The sequence below is a fragment of the Pseudorhodobacter turbinis genome (assembly GCF_005234135.1).
Lineage (GTDB): Bacteria > Pseudomonadota > Alphaproteobacteria > Rhodobacterales > Rhodobacteraceae > Pseudorhodobacter > Pseudorhodobacter turbinis.
Genome location: NZ_CP039964.1, coordinates 1,579,691 through 1,597,357 on the forward strand (window position 1 = coordinate 1,579,691; position 17,667 = coordinate 1,597,357).

A 17,667-nucleotide genomic window follows, 5' to 3' on the forward strand; every position below is an offset into this window, starting at 1 on the left:
GTACCTACCCCTTAAACCAAACCATTTTCACCAAAATACTCTTCATCCACGGATTTGAGGACATAGCGCATCCGCCCCCGAACCCCAATATCGTAGCGGATCATCAAGCGCGCCAACTCTTGCCCATTGATCAAAACGATCCGGTGCTGCACCTTGTTCAAAAATCCTTTTGCCTCGGCTGAAAAATCCGAGGTGGTGACGAAAACCCCTTTTGTTGCCCCTTCGCCGTTCAATGATCCGACAAATTGCTGAATAGCCGGTCGCGACACTTTGTTGTCCGCCCCGTAGCGTTTGGCCTGAATATAAACAGCGTCCAGCCCCAACGCATCCTCATAAATGATCCCGTCAATCCCGCCGTCACCACTGGCTTTGGTCATATGGCTGTTGGACAGATCGCCCTTGCCATAGCCCATCGCCGTCAGCAAATCGAGGATCAGCCGCTCAAACCGGATCGGGTTCATCTCATAGAGCAGTGCCAAAAGTTCATCGCGCAGGGCGGCCGAAAGGACTGCATAGGCCGTCTCGATTGTATCCTCGGGGGTTTTATCCGCCACAAGTACCGTGGCTGAGGCCAAGGAGGTGTCGCTGCTTTCCTGCTTTCTGCTGTCTTGTTTCCATTCAACAAAGGCCGGAAACTGTTCGAGCGTTTTATTGGAAATCTCATCCGGATTGCTTGCCAAAACCTTGCGGCCAAGGTCCGTAATCTGATGAAATCCCCTTTTAGGGGACCGCAACAGCCCTGCTTTGCCCAAATAGGTGCGCGCCCAATTCGCACGATTGCTAAGTAGGGGGCCACCGTTTGGCAAAAGCTCTTCCGCCTCCGCCTCGGTGATCGAAAACTCCCGTCGCAAAGCCGGAAGGCACTCCACCACCCGCGTTTTACCCGCCGCGAATTCCCGCAGCAGTGGCAACATCATCGTTTGATAGTCAGGAATGGCCATTCAAATCCCCCCGCGATCTGAAACTCTAAGAAAATGCCGAAAAATGGCTTCGGCCTGCCCATGTCGGATACTCTGGCGGGCAAGCACCCCTCACGCCCGTTTTCCCACAACGGAAACGCCCAGAACCTCCAGAACCTTGCCCTCGATCTGCGCGGCATCCATTCCGGCGACCTCATACATCCGTTCGGGGCTGGCTTGGTCAATAAAGATGTCCGGCAGCACCATAGAGCGGAACTTAAGGCCGCTATCAAACACGCCCTCTTCGGCCAAAAGCTGGGCAACGTGCGATCCGAAACCGCCAATCGCACCCTCCTCAACCGTAATCAGAACCTCATGCCGTGCGGCCAGATCCAGGATCATATCGCGGTCCAGCGGCTTGGCGAAACGGGCATCGGCAACCGTCGGGTCAATGCCCTTGGCGCTTAGGTTTTCCGCCGCTTTCATCGTCTCGGACAGTCGGGTACCAAACGACAGAATCGCCACGCGCGCGCCTTTCCGCATCATCCGGCCCTTGCCGATTTCCAGTGGCACGCCGCGTTCGGGCATCTCGACGCCCTCACCCTCACCGCGCGGAAAGCGGAAGGCGATCGGGCCGTCATCATGGGCCGCGGCCGTGGCGACCATATGGACCAGCTCGGCCTCATCGGCGGCGGCCATCACCACCATGCCAGGCAGGTTGGCAAGGAACGCCACATCAAACGCACCGGCATGGGTTGCGCCATCAGCGCCCACCAGCCCCGCCCGATCAACAGCAAAGCGTACCGGCAATCGCTGGATCGCGACATCATGCACAACCTGATCGTAACCGCGTTGCAGGAAGGTCGAATAAAGCGCGCAAAACGGCTTCATCCCGCCCGCCGCCATCGCCGCCGAAAACGTCACGGCGTGTTGCTCTGCGATCCCCACATCGAAACACCGGCGCGGAAACCGTTCGGCAAAAAGGTTCAACCCCGTTCCATCCGGCATCGCCGCAGTGACGGCCACGATCTTGTCATCACGCGCGGCCTCATCCACCAGTGCTTTGGCGAAAACCGAGGTATAGCTGGGCGCGTTTGATGGGGCTTTTTTCTGCTCGCCGGTCAGCACATTGAATTTCGCGGTGGCATGGCCCTTATCGCGCGCAGCCTCGGCTGGGGCATAGCCTTTGCCCTTTTTGGTGATCACATGGATCAGCATCGGCCCCGTCGCGCGATCATGAACCGCGCGCAGCACCGGCAACAACAGGTCAAGGTCGTGGCCATCAATCGGGCCGACGTAGGAAAAGCCAAGCTCCTCGAACAAGGTGCCGCCGACCGTCATGCTTTTGAGCACCTCTTTGGCCCGTCGCGCGCCTTCCTGAAACGGGCCGGGCAAAAAGCTGACAGCGCCTTTGGCAACGGCCTTGAGATCTTGGAACGGCGCGCCGGCATACAGACGGCTCAGGTAGGATGACATCGCCCCCACCGGCGGCGCGATCGACATCTCGTTATCATTCAGGATCACAAACAGCCGTTTTTTCAAATGGCCCGCGTTGTTCATCGCCTCATAGGCCATGCCCGCGCTCATCGAACCATCCCCGATCACGGCAACGGCATCACCCGCATCGCCGCCCAGATCGGCCGCCACGGCAAAGCCCAGCGCCGCACTGATCGAGGTCGAACTATGCGCCGCGCCGAAGGGGTCAAAGGGGGATTCGCTGCGCTTGGTGAACCCTGAAAGCCCGCCCTCGGTACGCAGGGTGCGGATCCGGTCGCGCCGCCCCGTCAAGATTTTATGTGGATAGCATTGGTGCCCGACGTCCCAGATAATTTTGTCGCGCGGCGTATCGAAAATCGCATGCAGTGCCACGGTCAATTCCACCACGCCGAGACCCGCGCCCAAATGCCCGCCGGTGACAGAAACGGCAGAAATCGTCTCTGCCCGCAGCTCATCCGCGACTTGCCGCAATTCGCGATCAGACAGGGATTTCAAATCCGATGGCAAAGCCACGCGGTCAAGCATCGGGGTTTTGGGCCTGTTATCCGTATGATCTGTCATGGTGCCCCCTTGGGCCTAGCTTTCGCGCGCGATCACGAAACGTGCCGCCGCTGTCAGATTATCTGCCTTTGCACCATAAGGGGCAAGGGCGGTGGTCGCCTCATCAATCAAGGTGGCAGCGCGGGCCTTGGCACCGTCGAGCCCCAAGAGGGAAACGAAGGTAGCCTTGCCCGCATCGACATCCTTGCCCAGCCGCTTGCCCGCCTTGGTCGCATCCCCCGTCACATCCAGGATGTCATCCGTGATCTGGAACGCAAGCCCGATGGCCGCGGCAAAACGTGCAAGCGGGGCCGGATCAGCACCCGCCAGAACCGCGCCCGCGGTGGCCGACCACTCAAACAAGGCGCCGGTCTTGCCGCGCTGAAGGCGGGTGATCTGTTCCAATGTCAGCGGAGTGGTCGCAGTCTCTGCCGCGATATCCAACGCCTGACCCAGCACCATGCCGCGCGCACCGGCCGCACGGGCCATGCCCGCCACCAGCACAAGCCGGTTGGCACCAAGCGCGGGATCGGTCAACAGCTCAAACGCCAGCGATTGCAGCGCGTCACCGGCCAGAACGGCAACCGCCTCATCCCATTTACGGTGAACGGTGGGCAAACCACGACGCAGGTCGTCATTATCCATGCAAGGCATATCGTCATGCACCAGCGAATAGGCGTGCAGCGCCTCAATCGCCGCCGCCGCCGCAACCGCATTTTTCGGCGCAATCCCGTGCAACGCCGCCGATTCCAGCACGAAAAATCCGCGCAAGCCCTTACCGCCGGTGCAGGCATAGCGCATCGCATGGATCACAGGCTCATCATCAAGCCCCGCCAATGCGGTATCAAGTCGGGATTGCACGCGGGCCGAAGAGGCCGCAAGCAAGGCGGGAAAGCTCACATCCCCTCCGCCGGGGTGGTGCCGATGGCTTGGCCGTCCTTGGCGCGGATCATTTCGACCTTATCCTCGGCCTCTTTCAGCTTGGCTGCGCAATGCGCCTTGAGGGCAGCGCCACGCTCATAAAGCGCGATCGAGGCCTCAAGCGGAACTTCGCCCCGTTCAAGCGAGGTGACGACCTGCTCCAGCGCGCCCATCGCTTCTTCAAAACTCATCTCTGCCACTGGCTTATCGGTCATTCCCGCGTTCCTTCAATACTGCCACATGTGCGGCGGCAGAGGCCGCCAGCGCATCCAGATCATAACCGCCCTCTAGGGCCGATACCACCCGCCCCGCGCAATGCGTGTCGGCAAGATCACAAATTCTATGGGTGAGCCATGCGAAATCATCCTCGGCCCAGCGCAGATCGCCCAATGGATCGGCATGATGGGCGTCAAAACCGGCCGAAATAAGGATAAGGTCGGGCGCAAACGCATCAATCGCAGGAAAAAGCTGCGCCTCATAAGCCGCGCGCATTTCCGCCCCCGTACAGCCCGCAGACAGGGGCAGATTGTGGATCTGGCCATGCGCTCCTTTTTCCGATGCCGCCCCCGTACCGGGATACTGCGGCATTTCATGGGAAGAGGCGAAAACCACGCGCGGCTCATCCCACAAAAGGCTTTGGGTGCCATTGCCGTGATGCACGTCGAAATCCACAATCGCCACACGCGAAAGCCCGTGATGATCCAACGCATATTTGGCCGCAATCGCTATGGTACCAAAGAGGCAAAACCCCATCGCGGTTTCACGTTCTGCATGATGGCCCGGCGGGCGCGTGGCCACAAAAGCATTCGCCGCCCCGCCTGACAGCACCAGATCCACCGCCCCGCAAGCACCGCCCACGCCGCGCAAGGCCGCGTCAAAACTGCCGGGGGCAAGATAGGTATCGCCCGTAAGCCCGATCCAGCCCTGCCTGGGGATCGCGGCACGCAGCCTGTCGATATGGCGCGCCGAATGGCAGCGCAGGATATCCGCCATACGCCCCCGATCCGCATCACACCGCCGCAAATCCATCCCCGCAAGCGCAGAGGTAACCGCATAAAGCCGTGCGACCTGCTCGGGGTTGCCGGGCGGCTCGATGTGCAGATCGCAATCGGGATGGGTAAAGAATGCAGTTGTCATTCGGGGCCTTCACGGCTGCACGACGGCTGCTTCAAATTCAGACGCCCTTTGAAAAATTGCTAGTCCGGTGCCAACATATACCCCTCGCCGCGCACGGTCTGGAGATACCGCGGCTGCTTTGGGTCGCGCTCTATCTTGCGGCGAAGACGGGTGATCTGCACATCCACCGCACGTTCCTGACCGCTGGTTTCCTCGGCACCGTCAGTGCGGCCCAGATCACCGGCAAGGGTTTCACGGCTGATCGGCTGCCCCGGCTGTGCGGCGAATACGCGCATCAACTGCGCCTCGGTCGCGGTCAGGCGCACGGGATCGCGACCCTGCCACAGCTCTGCACGGTCAACATCATAGCGCACAGTGCCAAGATGCAGCACTTTTGGCCCAACCTCGGCCTGCGCCTGCGGGACACGGCGCAAAATGGCATTGATGCGCAACAACAGCTCTTTTGGCTCAAAGGGTTTAACGAGGTAATCATCGGCCCCTGCCTCCAGCCCGTCGATCTTGCTAGAGGATTCGCCCCGCGCCGTTAGCAGCAGGATCGGCACCGAGAGCCGTTCGCGCAACTCGCGCGTCAGGGCGATGCCGTCAATGCCGGGCATCATCACATCCAGCACAACCATATCAAAATCCAGCCCGTCCAGCAAACGCCGCGCCTGCGCGCCATCTCGGGCGATGGTGACCAGAAAACCATTGCGCATCAGGAACTTTTGCAAAAGCCCGCGAATGCGTTCGTCATCATCAACCACCAAAAGATGGGCCTGCGGATCGGGGATCATATGTTCGCCTCCTTCAGGCTTTGATACTGGCGATTGGCCTCTTCGTCCATCATCGCCTCCAGTACCAGACGAAATCCCTGCACTGCCCCCGGCCCCGCAGCACGGTAGGCGGCCCGCAAACGTGCCCGCTGCGCGTCGGACAAACGGCGTTCCAGCGCGGTACCCTGTTGGGTCAGGTGCAAATGGCGTTCGCGTTTGTCAGAGTGGCCCACACGGCTTTCCACCAGCCCATCCGCAATCAAGCTGCGCAAAACCCGGTTGAGCGATTGTTTCGTCACCCCCAGAATCGCCAAAAGGTTATTCACCGTGGTGCCGGGACTGCGATGGATGAAATGCAGCGCACGATGGTGGGCGCGGCCATAATCCATCCCCTCCAGAATACGGTCAGGATCGGCGGTAAACCCGCGATAGGCAAAAAACATCGCCTCAATCCCTTTGCGCACCTGATCGTCGGTCAGAAACAGCAGGTTTTCACCCGTTTGCAAATGATCCATAGCCTGCCCCCGTTTATTGCTGGCTGGATTTTATGTCAGCCTTGTTGACTTTCCAACCCTTGAATGCTAGCAAATCGACGTGATTTACGCAACTTTATGACCGAAGCGGCCCTAAATTGCGCAATTAATGCAAATTTACTTACGGAGAGCGCAGATGGCCGGATATGATGATCGCGATGGAAAGATATGGATGGACGGGGAATTGGTCGATTGGCGCGATGCCAATGTCCACATCCTGACCCACGCGTTGCACTATGCCTCCTCGGTGTTTGAGGGGGAGCGTTGCTACAACGGCAAGATTTTCAAGTCGATTGAACACTCCGAACGGCTGCGCAAGTCGGGTGAGCTGCTGGATATGCCCCTGCCCTATTCGGTTGCCGAAATCGAAGCCGCCAAGGAAGCCACGCTCAAGGCAAACGGCTTTACCGATGCCTATGTGCGCGTAATCGCTTGGCGCGGCGCGGGTGAGGATATGGGCGTCGCCGCCAAGCGCAACCCGATCCGCATGGCCGTGGCTGCATGGGAATGGGGCAACTACTATGGCGATGCAAAGTTCAAGGGTGCCAAGCTGGACATCGCGAAATGGAAGCGCCCAAGCCCCGAAACCATCCCACATAATGCCAAGGCCTCGGGGCTTTATATGATCTGCACCATGTCCAAACATGCGGCAGAGGCGAAGGGCTGTTCAGATGCGATGATGTTCGACTATCGCGGCTATGTGGCCGAGGCGACGGGCGCCAATATCTTCTTTGCCAAGGACGGTGTGGTTCATACACCGCTGGCAGACGGGATCTTGAACGGTATCACCCGCCAGACCGTGATTGGTATGCTCAAGGCCAAAGGGGTTGAGGTGCAGGAACGCCGGATCGAAGCGTCCGAACTGGCAGACATGCAGCAATGCTGGCTGACCGGTACTGCGGCCGAAATTACCCCCGTGGGCCAGATCGGCGATTACACCTTTGAGGTCGGGCAGATGATCAAAGATCTCTCCTCTGAATATGAGGCATTGGTGCGCGCCTAATTGCCGCCCAAAGCCCAAAACAAAAGCCCGGTGCCAAGCGCCGGGCTTTTCGCGTTTCAGGCCATATGGCCGCGCGCGATTCGCAGGTAATGCTGAAGGCGCGTACCACTGTGACCTTGCGGGCGTTGCACCAGCGCGCGAATGGCCGGATGCGGTGCCTGCTCTCCCGAACGTTTCTCCATCGCCCAAAAGTGCTTTTTGCGCGGCGTGTCCGAAGTCGTACGCTTGTCGGCGATATGCTTGGTCATACTATCCTCCCACAGGGTTACTTCAGGGAAGCATAGCACATCTGGTGGTCTGCGTCACGACAGACGGGCGATCGCCCAAGCAGCAGCATCGGCCACGGTGGCATCCGGATCAGCCAACAACGGCTGGGCCGCCTCGCGCAGAGTCGGGTTGCCGGAATTGCCTATGGCATAAAGAACATTGCGAATGAAGCGGTTGCGCCCGATCCGCTTGACCGGGCTGCCGGAAAAGCGGGTACGAAAGCTGGCATCATCCAGTGCCACCAGCTCTGCCAATGGCGGCGCGCCGACGCGGTGGGCATAGCCGTTTTCGGAGGCCGTCACCGCGAATTTATTCCACGGGCAAATCGCAAGACAATCATCACAGCCATAAATACGATTCCCCAGCAACGGGCGCAGATCAGGATCAATCGGGCCATTATGTTCAATCGTTAGATAGGAAATGCAGCGCCGCGCATCCAACTGGTAAGGCGCGGGGAAAGCCTTGGTCGGGCAAATATCAAGACAGGCGGTGCAATTGCCGCAGTGGCTGGTTTCCGGCGCATCGCGCGGCAATTCCATCGTGGTAAAGATAGAGCCAAGGAAAAACCAGTTCCCCAGATCGCGCGACAAAAGATTGGTGTGCTTGCCCTGCCAGCCCAGACCCGCCGCCTGCGCCAAGGGTTTTTCCATCACAGGGGCGGTATCGACGAAAACCTTGATCTGCGCGCCGGTCTGATCAACCATCCAGCGGCCCAGCCGTTTCAGACGTTTTTTCACCAAGTCATGGTAATCACGCCCCTGCGCATAAACCGACACAGCGGCCTGATCGCGCAGCTCCAGCACCGGCAGCGGGTTTTCGGGGGGGGTATAAACCTCAGCCAACATGATGACCGAACGCGCCTCAGGCCAAAGCGCGGCGGCCGAGCCGCGCCAGCCCATGCGCTCTGCCATCCAGCCCATCTGCCCGTGACGACCCAGATCAACATATTGCGCCAGCCGTTCGGCCGTGTCGGACGTGGCATCCGGCGCGCAAATGCCCATGGCCGAAAACCCCTCGGCCAGCGCGCGATCGTGCAGCACGGCGCGAAAGGCAGCGGCATCCATGGGTCAGGCAGCTTTGGAGGTGCGTGCTTCGGTCAAAATGGCGTGCAGCTTGGCCGGATCGGAATTGGCGCGCAGCTTGGCCACAACGCCCGCATCGCGCATCGTCCGCGAGACCAGCGCCAGTGCCTTGAGGTGGTCCACGCCGGAATCCTTGGGCGCAAACAGCGCAAACACCAGATCGACCGGCAGCCGGTCAACCGAATCATATTCCAGCGGTTTTTCCAGCCGCAAAAAAACACCGATGATCTTATCCAGCTCTTGCAGCCTTGCATGTGGCAAGGCGATGCCATGGCCCACACCTGTCGGGCCAAGGCTCTCGCGTTCCTGAATGCCATCCACCGCGATAGAGGCATTCAGGCCATGGACAGAAGCCACCACCTCACCGATCTCTTGAAAGAGACGTTTCTTGCTGGTGAGATGGTTGATGATGCGAACAGCACCGGGCTCCAAAAGGCTTGATATGTCCATGACCCGCTTTATCCCGCGCCAAGGTTGGGCGCTTTACTTTGTGTGCCGCGGGTCAATCCAGCCGATATTACCGTCATCACGACGATATACGACATTCACCCCGCCATGTTTCGAGTTCCGAAAGACTAACATGCGTTGCTCTGCCAGTTCCAGCTGCATGACCGCTTCACCAACCGAAACTGTGGGGACCTTCGTCTCCATCTCGGCGATGATCATGGGCTGGAGTGACTCGGGCTCCGCGTCTCCGTACTCTTCTTTCGAGGCGAGGATATAGGACGAACCGCCGTCGAACTCAACCGGGGTCACGCGATCACGGTGATGGTCGCGCAAACGCCGCTTATAACGGCGCAATTGTTTGTCGAGCTTTTCACGGCAGGATTCAAAAGCGGCATAGACTTCGGTCGCCTGCCCACGGGCTTGCGCGGTCAGGCCGGTCGAAAGATGGATTGTTGCCTCACAGACCAGCTCGTGTGCGTCGCGCGAAAATATCACAAGGGCATCCGTCGGGCGCAGGGCATATTTTTCCACTGTCTCGCCAAGTTCGGCCTTCACATGGGTTTGAAGCGCCTCGCCAATTTCAATTTGTCTACCGCTGATCTGATACCGCATAGTCCCTCCTTCGTGGTCCGGCATAGGGGTGGCCCTGCACTGTGCAAGACGCCTTGCCGATGGGTTTTCGGCACCGGGACAACCGGTTAATACCTTTTATTAATGGGTAGTTAACCCTTGGCATTACTGAAATCCGATTGGTCCGGTTCACGCTTGTATCAAAGGTATTTGGCGACACAGACGGGCAGCTTGTCAATGGGGTCGTAGCAAAACTGTAAGAATTATCGCGGTTTCGGCGCACCGGTCGCGATAAAAAATTTTCAAGGGGGGCGCGATCAGGAAATCTTGAAGTTTTGGCCTAAATAGACGCGGCGCACGTTTTCATCGCGCACAACCTCATCGGTGGTGCCACTCATCAACACGGTGCCATCATGCAAAATATAGGCGCGGTCCACGATCTCCAGCGTCTCACGGACGTTGTGATCGGTGATCAACACGCCAATGCCGCGCCGCTTCAGATCGCTGACCAAATGGCGAATCTCGCCCACGGCAATCGGGTCCACCCCGGCAAAGGGTTCATCCAACAGCAGGTATTTCGGATCGGCCGCCAAACAGCGCGCAATCTCTACCCGCCGCCGTTCGCCGCCCGACAGGGCCAGTGCAGGCGCACGGCGCAGGTGGGTTATGGAAAACTCTAACAACAGCTCTTCCAGCCGCTCACGCCGTTTGTGGCGGTCATCCAGCGTGATTTCCAGCACGGCAAGGATATTGTCCTCGACGTTCAAGCCACGAAAAATGCTGACTTCTTGCGGTAAATACCCGATGCCAAGCCGCGCACGGCGGTACATCGGCAGGCTGGTCACATCCGCCCCGTCGATCGACACGCGCCCGCCCTCGGGCGACACAAGCCCCGCAATCGCGTAAAAGCAAGTGGTCTTGCCAGAACCGTTCGGCCCCAGCAGGGCAACCACCTCGCCACGGTTCAGATGCATAGAGACATCGCGGATCACGGGCCGCTTTTTATAACTTTTGCGCAGCCCCTCGATATGAAGGCCGGCCGTGCCGTCGGTCACAGCAAGGTCAGGTTTGGACGCCATCAGTTCTTGGCCTTGCCCGACTGGAATACGGTTTGCACCCGCCCTTCCATCACGCCGGTCCCGACCTTCAAATCAATCACCAGTTTTTGCCCCGACAGCGCATTCCCGCCTTGGGTCAGCAAAACATCGCCAGTCATCACCACAGTGCCGCTGTCGATGGTATAAACAGCCTCACGCGATTCGGCGGCATCCGTGGTGTTGACCAGCGTCACACCGTTGCTGGCGTAAAGCTTGGAGATGCCACTGCCATCGGCGGTATATTCCACCTTCACCTGCCCCGCAGACAGGCGCATTTCGCCCTGACCCACCAAAACATTGCCGGTGAACATCGCAGAGCCGTCGGCCTGATTGACCGCAAGCTGATCGGCAGACACCTCAACGGGAAGGGTGGTGTCTTGCTTTAACTCGCCAAAGGCCACGCTGGCCCCCTGTGCGGTGGCCATTGCCGGAAACAGGGCAAGCGATGCCAAAACGACGGTAACCTGAAACACCTTCAACATGGCTTGTCCTGAACTTTATTTACCTGAGGGAGTATATAGCAGCCTAACACCGTCCTTGAAAACAAGAAGATATTGGCCGGGCGTGTCGGGTTGCTGGGAAATCTCCATCGCGCCTGCGGTGATTTGCCCTGCCGGGGCCGTCCCCGACACATTTGTTTCGCTGATAAGCGAGGTCCGATCAAGTGCTGCGCGCATCGCATCGGTCGTCACCTCATAGCCGGTCGAGGTGGTCACCGTCACGCCCCCATCCACCAACAGCACGCCCTGATCGGTGTCAAGCATCCCGCGCCCCGCAACCAATTTGGCACGCCCCCCGTCAGGCGTCAGCAGGTCCAGCACCAACGCATTTGCACTGGCGCCGGCTGTACCCCCCTGCTGCGGGCGGGCCTCATCGGCGGCGATGGTCAGGGCGGCGCCGTCATCGGTGACACCGGCCCATGTCGGTTGGGTCAGGCGCGGTTCGCGCACACGCTCCGCAATATCCACCTCGGCAAAGGGAATCGCGTCGGCCGGGTCAACTGTGCGGGCCACCAGAAACAACGTCGACAAAATCGCAAGCGCCAGCAAGGGCAAGGCCACCTTAAGCCATGCCACCGCGGTCGAATGGAAGTTGTCGTGTTGGCTCATCGCGCCCTTTCTTTCGGCATTATCTGCCGCCTAGTGGTGATAAATATCCATCGGCGTGTCATATCCCATCAGGTCCAGCTCTGCCCGTGTGGGCAGGAAATGGAACAGGCGGTTGGCAAGATCCATCCGGTCCTCACGGATCAATCGCGCCTCCAGCGCCTCTTTAAGCCGGTGCAAATACAGCACATCCGAGGCCGCATATTCTTTTTGCGCAGCGGTCAGTTCCACAGCCCCCCAATCAGAGGATTGCTGCTGTTTGGAGACATCAACCCCCACCATTTCCGACAACAAAATCTTTAAGCCGTGCCGGTCGGTAAAGGTACGCACCAGCCGCGAGGCAATCTTGGTACACCAGACCGGCGCCGTCACCACGCCAAAGGCATTTTGCAGCGCGGCAATATCAAATCGACCAAAGTGGAACAGTTTGGTCACATTCGGATCGATCAGCAATCGCTCCAGATTGGGTGCCGAGGTTTGCCCTTTGGCGATCTGCACCAGATGCGCATTCCCGTCCCCCGACGAGAGCTGCACCACACAGAGCCGGTCACGACGCGGGTCAAGACCCATCGTCTCGGTATCAATCGCCACGAGGTTGCCAAGGTCAAGCCCGTCAGGCAGGTCGTTGCGATGCAGGTGAATGGTCATCGGATCATGCTTTCGGCTTTTGCGGTTGGAGGTCGCCTTATAGGCGGGCCGCCCCCATAATGCCAAGCCATAGCTGCCGCTTTGTGATCGCCCTTTAGCCACCCTGTAGCGCCCATGGCCCGTGGTGATCCGCGCCACCATCAATACGTTCAAACCCGTGGGCCCCGAAAAAATCCCGTTGTGCCTGAATCATATTGGCGGTGGAACGCCCCGTCCGCATCATATCAAACCACGCAAGCCCCGAGGCCAAGGCAGGCAACGGCAAACCGCAAAGGGCCGCCTGCGCCACCAGCTTGCGCAGCGCCTTGTGGCTTTTCTCCAGATGGTCGGCAAAGAAGGGCGCGAATATCAGGTTGCGGCCCGGCTCCTCGGCCAGGGCCTGCGCCATATCATTCAGCATGGCCGACCGGATGATGCACCCTTCGCGCCAGACCTTGGCAATTTCCGGCAAGGGCAGCGCCCAGCCAAATTCATCGCTGGCCGCTGAAATCAGCGCAAAGCCCTGCGCATAACACAGGATCTTGCCCGCGATCATCGCCGCCTCCAGATCCTGCGGCATCAACGCGCCCTCGGGCAGGGTTTGCGGCGCCGCCCCAAACCGCGCCTCGCCCTTCAGACGTTCCTCGAGCCGGGCCGAGGTATTGCGCGCCATCACCGCCGCCTCGATCACCGGAATCGGTGCGGAAAGGTGCTGTGCCTCGATCGCGGTCCAGCGGCCCGTGCCTTTTTGACCCGCGCGGTCAAGGATCACATCCACAATCGGCCTGTTGGTTTTCTGATCCACCACCGCCGTCACCGCTGCCGAGATCTCTATCAGATAGGATTGCAGCGGCCCTTTGTTCCAGCCGTCAAACAAGCCCGAAATGGCGGCGGCAGGCATCGACATGCCGTCGCGCATAACGCCGTAAACCTCGGCGATCATCTGCATATCGGCGTATTCGATGCCGTTATGAACGGTTTTGACAAAATGGCCCGCACCCGCTTCGCCCATCAGGGTGGCGCAGGGGGTGCCTTCATATTTCGCGGCAATCGCCTGCAAGACCGGCTCTATGCGTGCCCAATCCTGCGCACGCCCGCCCCCCATGATAGAGGGGCCGTGACGCGCGCCTTCCTCGCCGCCCGAAACGCCGATGCCCAGAAACTGCGGGCCACCCTTGGCCGCATCTTGAGCACGGCGGTTGGTATCACGAAAATTCGCATTGCCCGCGTCGATGATCATATCGCCCTCGTCCAGCAAAGGCGTCAGTGCCGCGATCTGGTCATCCACCGGCTGACCCGCAGGCACCATAAGGATAATCGCGCGGGGGGCCTTCAGGCTGCGCACCAGTTCGGCGAGGCTTTGGGTAGCGGTGATCCGGGGGGCCAGATCGCCTGCATTGGCAACAAAACGCTGCGTTACCTCGGTTGTGCGATTCCAAACCGCAATGGCAAAGCCCTTTTCCGCAATGTTCAGCGCCAGCATTGCGCCCATCGTACCAAGGCCGATCAGGCCGATTTCGGATTGGGTCATGGCGTTTACGCTCCTTGCCGAATGGTTTGGGCCGAATGGTTTGGACGGATAGGGGCTTGGCAATGGTGACAGGCCTCTGACCCATTGCAGTTTCCCTGCAGGGCTGCTTTGGTAGCGGTAACCTGCCGCTCGGCATGGGTCAAGTAGAGGGATGGATATGGGTTTTACCGAAGACACAAAGGCGCTCAGCAACGCTGCGATCATCACGATGCTGGACGCAGGCTGTGCCAAGGCCGATGCGATGGGCCAGCCGCAATGCCTCGTGATCGTCGACGCCTCGGGCGTTGATCTGGGGGCTTTGCGGATGCGCGGGGCCAAGTTTCTATCGCTGCGATCGGCCCGCGCCAAAGCGCAGACGGCGGCCAGCACCGGCGCCCAAAGCGCCAAGATCCCCGAAGGCATACGCATGGCGATTGCACAGGCCAGCGACGGGGCCGTAACCGGACTTGCAGGCGGCTTGCCGATTTACATGGGCGGGGTGTTGGTTGGCGGTATTGGCGTCGGCTCTGGCAGCGGTATTCAGGATATCGAGGTGGCAGAGACGATGCTGGCCGCGATTGGCGCAGATCCGGCCTAGGTATTGCTATGACGACGTCGGCAAGCGAACTGGCACAGGGCCGCTACGTTCTGATGGGCGTTGCGGGCTGTGGCAAATCCTCGGTCGGGGTGGCGTTGGCAAAGGCCATTGGCACGAAATATCTTGATGGTGATGATCTGCACCCCGCCACCAATATCGCCAAGATGGGCCGGGGAGAGGCGCTGACGGATGCCGACCGCTGGCCCTGGCTGGCCAAGGTTGGCACTGCCTTGGCAAATCCGGGGATCCTCGGCTGTTCGGCCCTGCGCAAAAGCTACCGCAACCGTATTGCCGAACATGCAGGCGGGCCGGTTTGCTTTATCTATCTGGCAGGCAGCCCCGAAGTGATTGCCACGCGTATGGCCGCGCGTTCAGGGCATTTCATGCCGCCCAGCCTGCTTGAAAGCCAGTTCGCCACGCTGGAGCCCCCAACCGCCGAAGAACCAGCAATTAAGGTGGGCATTGACCAGCCAATCCCCCTGATCATCGCGGAAATTATCGAAAAGCTGCGCGGGTAAGGCCTGACGCCGCGATCACAGCCCCATCCGGTCAAAAGCCGCGTCCAGCCCCGCCCAATCGGCCAAGCGCAGCCGGACAGGCAGCGTCAGCACCTTGGGCCGGAAGGCTGCGGGCAAGCGCACCGCGTCTTTCTCCGTGGTCACAAGCTGAGCCTTCAATGTCGCCGCATCATGCGACAGCCGCCGCAGCAGCGCATCGGTAAAGGGCTGGTGATCGCTTAGCGCCTCGGCGCGCACCAAGTTCGCGCCGGTCGCGCGCAGGCTGGCAAAGAATTTCTCTGGGTGGCCGATGCCCGCAAAGGCCAGAACCTTTTCGCCGGTCCAGTCCATGCCCATCTGCAACACCTCCAGATGCCCCGTCACATGCGGCACCCCCAATGCATCGCCCCATGTATCCGCAAAACCGGTTTGGGCATCCTTGGCCCCGATGGACACAACCATATCTGCGCGGGCCAAACCCACTGGCACCGGCTCTCGCAACGGGCCGGCGGGCAAGCAGCGGCCATTGCCAAAGCCCCGCGCGGCATCGACCACGACCAAGGACAGATCCTTGGCAACCGAAGGGTTTTGAAACCCGTCATCCAGCAAGATCACCTGCGCGCCCGCCGCCTGTGCCGCCATAACCCCCGCCGCACGATCCCGCGCCACCCATGTTGGCGCAAAGGCCGAAAGCAACAGCGGCTCATCACCCGTGTCGTTGGCGGTATGATGCCGCTCCGCAACCTGCACCGGCCCCTGCAACCGCCCGCCATAGCCACGAGAGACCACGTGCACCACAGCCCCGCGCGCCGACAACCGTTCAATCAGCGCGATGGTTGTGGGCGTCTTGCCGGTCCCGCCAGCGTTTAAATTGCCCACACAAATCACCGGAACCTGCGCATGCACCCCCGCACCCTTGCGCAACCGCCGCGCCGTGGCGGCACCATAGGCCCAGCCAAGCGGCGCCAACAGCCGCGCACGCCATCCCGGCGCATCGGGCGCATTATACCAAAAACCGGGGGGCTGCATCAGCGTCGCCCCTCAACCAGATCGCAAATCACCTTGATCGCGGTATCGGTGGCCTCTGCCCCGTCGGATTCCACGGCCCAAGCGGCTTGCGCCAATCGGGCGGAACGGTCCGGCGACAGCAGCTCTATCAAACCGCGGCGCAATTCGGCGGCGTTGCGCACAAGGCTGGTGGCCTGCGCCGAGGCAAGCCGCCCCAATGTGGTCCCGAAACGCCCGGCGCGCGGGCCGTGCAATATGGCAGAGCCAAGCGCCGCCGCCTCCATCGGGTCGCGGTTGATGCCACCATCCCCCATGCCACCGCCCAGATATGTGACGGGGGCAAGCCTGTACCACAGCCCGTATTCCACCCCCGGCTCGGTGATATAGACCTGCACATCGGCCTCCAGCTCGTCATCACGGCAACGGCAGGCGACCACCCATTGTTCATCCTGTTCCAGATGGGCCACCAGCGCCGGTATGCGGACCGGATCTTGCGGTGACAGGATCAGCAACAACCGATGCGCCAGCTTCATGGCCCCACGGTGGGCGGCGATCACAGCGGCTTCCTCGTCTTCGGGCAGGCTGGCGGCGAACCAGACGGGACGGGTTGCCAGCTGGGCGGCGATAAAGGCGCGCTCTGCCTCGGCGCAGGATAGAACCGCGCTTGGGGATTCCATGCGACCCGTCACCTGCACGATTTTGGTCGGCGCCCCCGCCCGACGAAAGGCGCGCGCAGCAGGTCCGTCAACTGTCAGTACGGCATCAAGCGACATCAAAGTCCCGCGCATCAAACCCGGCCACCAGCCCTCATTGCCTTCCATGATGGTGGGGGTGCGGGCATCAACCAGAACCGAAGGGATGCGCCGTTCATGCGCCTCATGCAGCAAAGCGGGGCGCAATTGCCCATCGGACAGCACAACAACATCGGGTTGCCAGTGATCAAGCATCCGCCGCGCTTCGGCCGGGGTATCGGCAGGCGTTGGTTGCCATGTGATCCCCGGATGGAGCAGGTCCGGCGCAACATCACTTGTCAGCAGAATATTCAAGCCGTGGTCTTCTTCCAACCGACGAGCAAGCCCGGCGATCTGTGGCAAGCTGTTGCGCGTGGGCGCATGCAGCCAGACCAACCGCCCCGCAGGCCGGGGCGGGCGCGCGTCGTCAGAGACCGCCCGCCGCCGGTTCGCGAGGTTATAAAGCGTCAGGCCAAGTGAATAGGCCATGGCCTGCCATCACGCGCCAAGTTCTTCGGTAGCAGAGGCTGGCTGTGCCTCATCCCGCAGACGGTGGATATGGGCGATGAAATAACGGGTCTGCGCCTCATCCACGGTGCGCTGCGCCTCGGCCTTCCATGCGGTATAGGCCGTCGCATAATTGGGAAACATGCCGACAATGTGAATATTGTCAGGATCTTTGAAGGTGGTGCCTTCGGTGCTGATCAATTCGCCGCCAAAGACGAGGTGAAGACGTTGGGTCATTTCGAGGCTCCGCATGCGTTATTTTGATAGGGCTACGCTAGTTTGTTTGGACGCAAGGGGAAAGGGGGTGCGTTTCGTGATCGGGCGAAACCCTGCTTGGT

At 60.3% G+C, this 17,667-nt stretch carries 22 protein-coding genes; 3 read left to right on the plus strand and 19 right to left on the minus strand.

Translation table 11 applies throughout. The annotated features are described in order from the left end of the window. Nucleotides 1–11: 11 nt before the first annotated feature. From EOK75_RS07640 to EOK75_RS07670, 7 genes are all read right to left on the minus strand, one after another. Entirely contained in the window at nt 12–941 is a 930-nt protein-coding gene (locus tag EOK75_RS07640; protein ID WP_137193337.1) for a restriction endonuclease, read from the minus strand. Nucleotides 942–1,031: 90 nt separating this feature from the next. Then, nucleotides 1,032–2,957, minus strand: a complete 1,926-nt coding sequence (gene dxs, locus EOK75_RS07645; RefSeq protein WP_137193339.1) for a 1-deoxy-D-xylulose-5-phosphate synthase — start codon at nt 2,955–2,957, stop codon at nt 1,032–1,034. A gap of 15 nt (nt 2,958–2,972) precedes the next feature. Further along, nucleotides 2,973–3,836 (minus strand): polyprenyl synthetase family protein, encoded by an 864-nt coding sequence (locus tag EOK75_RS07650; protein WP_240793946.1) that lies wholly within the window; start codon nt 3,834–3,836, stop codon nt 2,973–2,975. Continuing rightward, a complete protein-coding gene (locus EOK75_RS07655; protein ID WP_137193340.1) occupies nt 3,833–4,072 on the minus strand; it encodes an exodeoxyribonuclease VII small subunit in 240 nt (79 codons plus the stop codon). Before EOK75_RS07655 ends, EOK75_RS07650 begins: the two co-directional genes overlap by 4 nt. Beyond that, nucleotides 4,062–4,994 (minus strand): histone deacetylase family protein, encoded by a 933-nt coding sequence (locus EOK75_RS07660; protein ID WP_137193341.1) that lies wholly within the window; start codon nt 4,992–4,994, stop codon nt 4,062–4,064. The genes EOK75_RS07655 and EOK75_RS07660 overlap by 11 nt, the downstream gene beginning before the upstream one ends. A gap of 59 nt (nt 4,995–5,053) precedes the next feature. Continuing rightward, the gene (locus tag EOK75_RS07665; protein WP_137194337.1) at nt 5,054–5,764 is read right to left on the minus strand and encodes a response regulator; all 711 of its coding nucleotides are present in this window, start codon (nt 5,762–5,764) and stop codon (nt 5,054–5,056) included. Further along, nucleotides 5,764–6,261, minus strand: coding sequence for a MarR family winged helix-turn-helix transcriptional regulator (locus tag EOK75_RS07670; protein ID WP_137193343.1), 498 nt, complete (start codon nt 6,259–6,261; stop codon nt 5,764–5,766). Before EOK75_RS07670 ends, EOK75_RS07665 begins: the two co-directional genes overlap by 1 nt. 154 nt (nt 6,262–6,415) lie before the next feature. Between EOK75_RS07670 and EOK75_RS07675 the strand changes: the two genes are divergently transcribed. After that, nucleotides 6,416–7,282 carry a branched-chain amino acid aminotransferase gene (locus EOK75_RS07675; protein ID WP_137193345.1) on the plus strand — a complete coding sequence of 289 codons (867 nt, stop codon included), beginning with the start codon at nt 6,416–6,418 and terminating at the stop codon, nt 7,280–7,282. Nucleotides 7,283–7,338: 56 nt separating this feature from the next. Here the strand turns inward: EOK75_RS07675 and EOK75_RS07680 are convergent, their stop codons facing one another. From EOK75_RS07680 to gndA, 9 genes are all read right to left on the minus strand, one after another. Continuing rightward, entirely contained in the window at nt 7,339–7,530 is a 192-nt protein-coding gene (locus tag EOK75_RS07680; RefSeq protein WP_137193347.1) for a hypothetical protein, read from the minus strand. A gap of 54 nt (nt 7,531–7,584) precedes the next feature. After that, nucleotides 7,585–8,613 (minus strand): tRNA epoxyqueuosine(34) reductase QueG, encoded by a 1,029-nt coding sequence (gene queG / locus EOK75_RS07685; protein WP_137193349.1) that lies wholly within the window; start codon nt 8,611–8,613, stop codon nt 7,585–7,587. 3 nt (nt 8,614–8,616) lie between these two features. Next, the gene (locus tag EOK75_RS07690) at nt 8,617–9,081 is read right to left on the minus strand and encodes a PTS sugar transporter subunit IIA (RefSeq protein WP_137193350.1); all 465 of its coding nucleotides are present in this window, start codon (nt 9,079–9,081) and stop codon (nt 8,617–8,619) included. A gap of 33 nt (nt 9,082–9,114) precedes the next feature. Next, entirely contained in the window at nt 9,115–9,690 is a 576-nt protein-coding gene (hpf, locus tag EOK75_RS07695; RefSeq protein ID WP_137193352.1) for a ribosome hibernation-promoting factor, HPF/YfiA family, read from the minus strand. Between the two features lie 275 nt (nt 9,691–9,965). Further along, on the minus strand, nt 9,966–10,727 hold the full coding sequence (gene lptB, locus EOK75_RS07700; RefSeq protein WP_137193353.1) for an LPS export ABC transporter ATP-binding protein: 762 nt from the start codon (nt 10,725–10,727) through the stop codon (nt 9,966–9,968). Next, complete coding sequence (locus EOK75_RS07705; RefSeq protein ID WP_137193354.1) at nt 10,727–11,227, minus strand: LptA/OstA family protein; 501 nt, start codon at nt 11,225–11,227, stop codon at nt 10,727–10,729. The genes lptB and EOK75_RS07705 overlap by 1 nt, the downstream gene beginning before the upstream one ends. A gap of 15 nt (nt 11,228–11,242) precedes the next feature. After that, the gene (locus EOK75_RS07710) at nt 11,243–11,854 is read right to left on the minus strand and encodes a hypothetical protein (protein WP_137193356.1); all 612 of its coding nucleotides are present in this window, start codon (nt 11,852–11,854) and stop codon (nt 11,243–11,245) included. 30 nt (nt 11,855–11,884) lie between these two features. After that, a complete protein-coding gene (locus tag EOK75_RS07715; protein ID WP_137194338.1) occupies nt 11,885–12,499 on the minus strand; it encodes a ribonuclease D in 615 nt (204 codons plus the stop codon). Between the two features lie 94 nt (nt 12,500–12,593). Next, the gene (gene gndA, locus EOK75_RS07720; RefSeq protein WP_137193357.1) at nt 12,594–14,009 is read right to left on the minus strand and encodes an NADP-dependent phosphogluconate dehydrogenase; all 1,416 of its coding nucleotides are present in this window, start codon (nt 14,007–14,009) and stop codon (nt 12,594–12,596) included. A gap of 157 nt (nt 14,010–14,166) precedes the next feature. Between gndA and EOK75_RS07725 the strand changes: the two genes are divergently transcribed. Both EOK75_RS07725 and EOK75_RS07730 read left to right on the plus strand, forming a co-directional pair. Beyond that, nucleotides 14,167–14,586, plus strand: coding sequence for a GlcG/HbpS family heme-binding protein (locus tag EOK75_RS07725; protein ID WP_137193359.1), 420 nt, complete (start codon nt 14,167–14,169; stop codon nt 14,584–14,586). 8 nt (nt 14,587–14,594) lie between these two features. Further along, complete coding sequence (locus tag EOK75_RS07730; RefSeq protein WP_137193361.1) at nt 14,595–15,104, plus strand: gluconokinase; 510 nt, start codon at nt 14,595–14,597, stop codon at nt 15,102–15,104. Nucleotides 15,105–15,119: 15 nt separating this feature from the next. On the opposite strand, the gene lpxK is transcribed toward EOK75_RS07730, so the two are convergent. Genes lpxK through EOK75_RS07745 form a run of 3 tightly spaced genes read right to left on the minus strand, consistent with a single transcriptional unit; the run spans nt 15,120 to nt 17,566 of the window. Then, nucleotides 15,120–16,112 carry a tetraacyldisaccharide 4'-kinase gene (gene lpxK / locus EOK75_RS07735; protein ID WP_137193363.1) on the minus strand — a complete coding sequence of 331 codons (993 nt, stop codon included), beginning with the start codon at nt 16,110–16,112 and terminating at the stop codon, nt 15,120–15,122. Then, on the minus strand, nt 16,112–17,311 hold the full coding sequence (locus EOK75_RS07740) for a 3-deoxy-D-manno-octulosonic acid transferase (protein ID WP_137193364.1): 1,200 nt from the start codon (nt 17,309–17,311) through the stop codon (nt 16,112–16,114). The genes lpxK and EOK75_RS07740 overlap by 1 nt, the downstream gene beginning before the upstream one ends. A 9-nt stretch (nt 17,312–17,320) precedes the next feature. Next, nucleotides 17,321–17,566: a DUF4170 domain-containing protein gene (locus EOK75_RS07745; protein ID WP_137193366.1), complete on the minus strand. Its 246-nt coding sequence runs from the start codon at nt 17,564–17,566 to the stop codon at nt 17,321–17,323. Nucleotides 17,567–17,667 lie beyond the last annotated feature (101 nt).

Excerpts from the sequence above, each read along its gene's own strand:
- EOK75_RS07690 (WP_137193350.1), bottom strand. The coding sequence starts at position 9,081 with ATGGACATATCAAGCCTTTTGGAGCCCGGTGCTGTTCGCATCATCAAC.
- lpxK (WP_137193363.1), bottom strand. The coding sequence starts at position 16,112 with ATGCAGCCCCCCGGTTTTTGGTATAATGCGCCCGATGCGCCGGGATGG.
- EOK75_RS07655 (WP_137193340.1), bottom strand. The coding sequence starts at position 4,072 with ATGACCGATAAGCCAGTGGCAGAGATGAGTTTTGAAGAAGCGATGGGC.
- EOK75_RS07705 (WP_137193354.1), bottom strand. The coding sequence starts at position 11,227 with ATGTTGAAGGTGTTTCAGGTTACCGTCGTTTTGGCATCGCTTGCCCTG.
- dxs (WP_137193339.1), bottom strand. The coding sequence starts at position 2,957 with ATGACAGATCATACGGATAACAGGCCCAAAACCCCGATGCTTGACCGC.
- EOK75_RS07675 (WP_137193345.1), top strand. The coding sequence starts at position 6,416 with ATGGCCGGATATGATGATCGCGATGGAAAGATATGGATGGACGGGGAA.
- EOK75_RS07670 (WP_137193343.1), bottom strand. The coding sequence starts at position 6,261 with ATGGATCATTTGCAAACGGGTGAAAACCTGCTGTTTCTGACCGACGAT.
- EOK75_RS07660 (WP_137193341.1), bottom strand. The coding sequence starts at position 4,994 with ATGACAACTGCATTCTTTACCCATCCCGATTGCGATCTGCACATCGAG.
- EOK75_RS07745 (WP_137193366.1), bottom strand. The coding sequence starts at position 17,566 with ATGACCCAACGTCTTCACCTCGTCTTTGGCGGCGAATTGATCAGCACC.
- lptB (WP_137193353.1), bottom strand. The coding sequence starts at position 10,727 with ATGGCGTCCAAACCTGACCTTGCTGTGACCGACGGCACGGCCGGCCTT.
- EOK75_RS07715 (WP_137194338.1), bottom strand. The coding sequence starts at position 12,499 with ATGACCATTCACCTGCATCGCAACGACCTGCCTGACGGGCTTGACCTT.
- hpf (WP_137193352.1), bottom strand. The coding sequence starts at position 9,690 with ATGCGGTATCAGATCAGCGGTAGACAAATTGAAATTGGCGAGGCGCTT.
- EOK75_RS07680 (WP_137193347.1), bottom strand. The coding sequence starts at position 7,530 with ATGACCAAGCATATCGCCGACAAGCGTACGACTTCGGACACGCCGCGC.
- gndA (WP_137193357.1), bottom strand. The coding sequence starts at position 14,009 with ATGACCCAATCCGAAATCGGCCTGATCGGCCTTGGTACGATGGGCGCA.
- EOK75_RS07640 (WP_137193337.1), bottom strand. The coding sequence starts at position 941 with ATGGCCATTCCTGACTATCAAACGATGATGTTGCCACTGCTGCGGGAA.
- queG (WP_137193349.1), bottom strand. The coding sequence starts at position 8,613 with ATGGATGCCGCTGCCTTTCGCGCCGTGCTGCACGATCGCGCGCTGGCC.
- EOK75_RS07740 (WP_137193364.1), bottom strand. The coding sequence starts at position 17,311 with ATGGCCTATTCACTTGGCCTGACGCTTTATAACCTCGCGAACCGGCGG.
- EOK75_RS07730 (WP_137193361.1), top strand. The coding sequence starts at position 14,595 with ATGACGACGTCGGCAAGCGAACTGGCACAGGGCCGCTACGTTCTGATG.
- EOK75_RS07725 (WP_137193359.1), top strand. The coding sequence starts at position 14,167 with ATGGGTTTTACCGAAGACACAAAGGCGCTCAGCAACGCTGCGATCATC.
- EOK75_RS07710 (WP_137193356.1), bottom strand. The coding sequence starts at position 11,854 with ATGAGCCAACACGACAACTTCCATTCGACCGCGGTGGCATGGCTTAAG.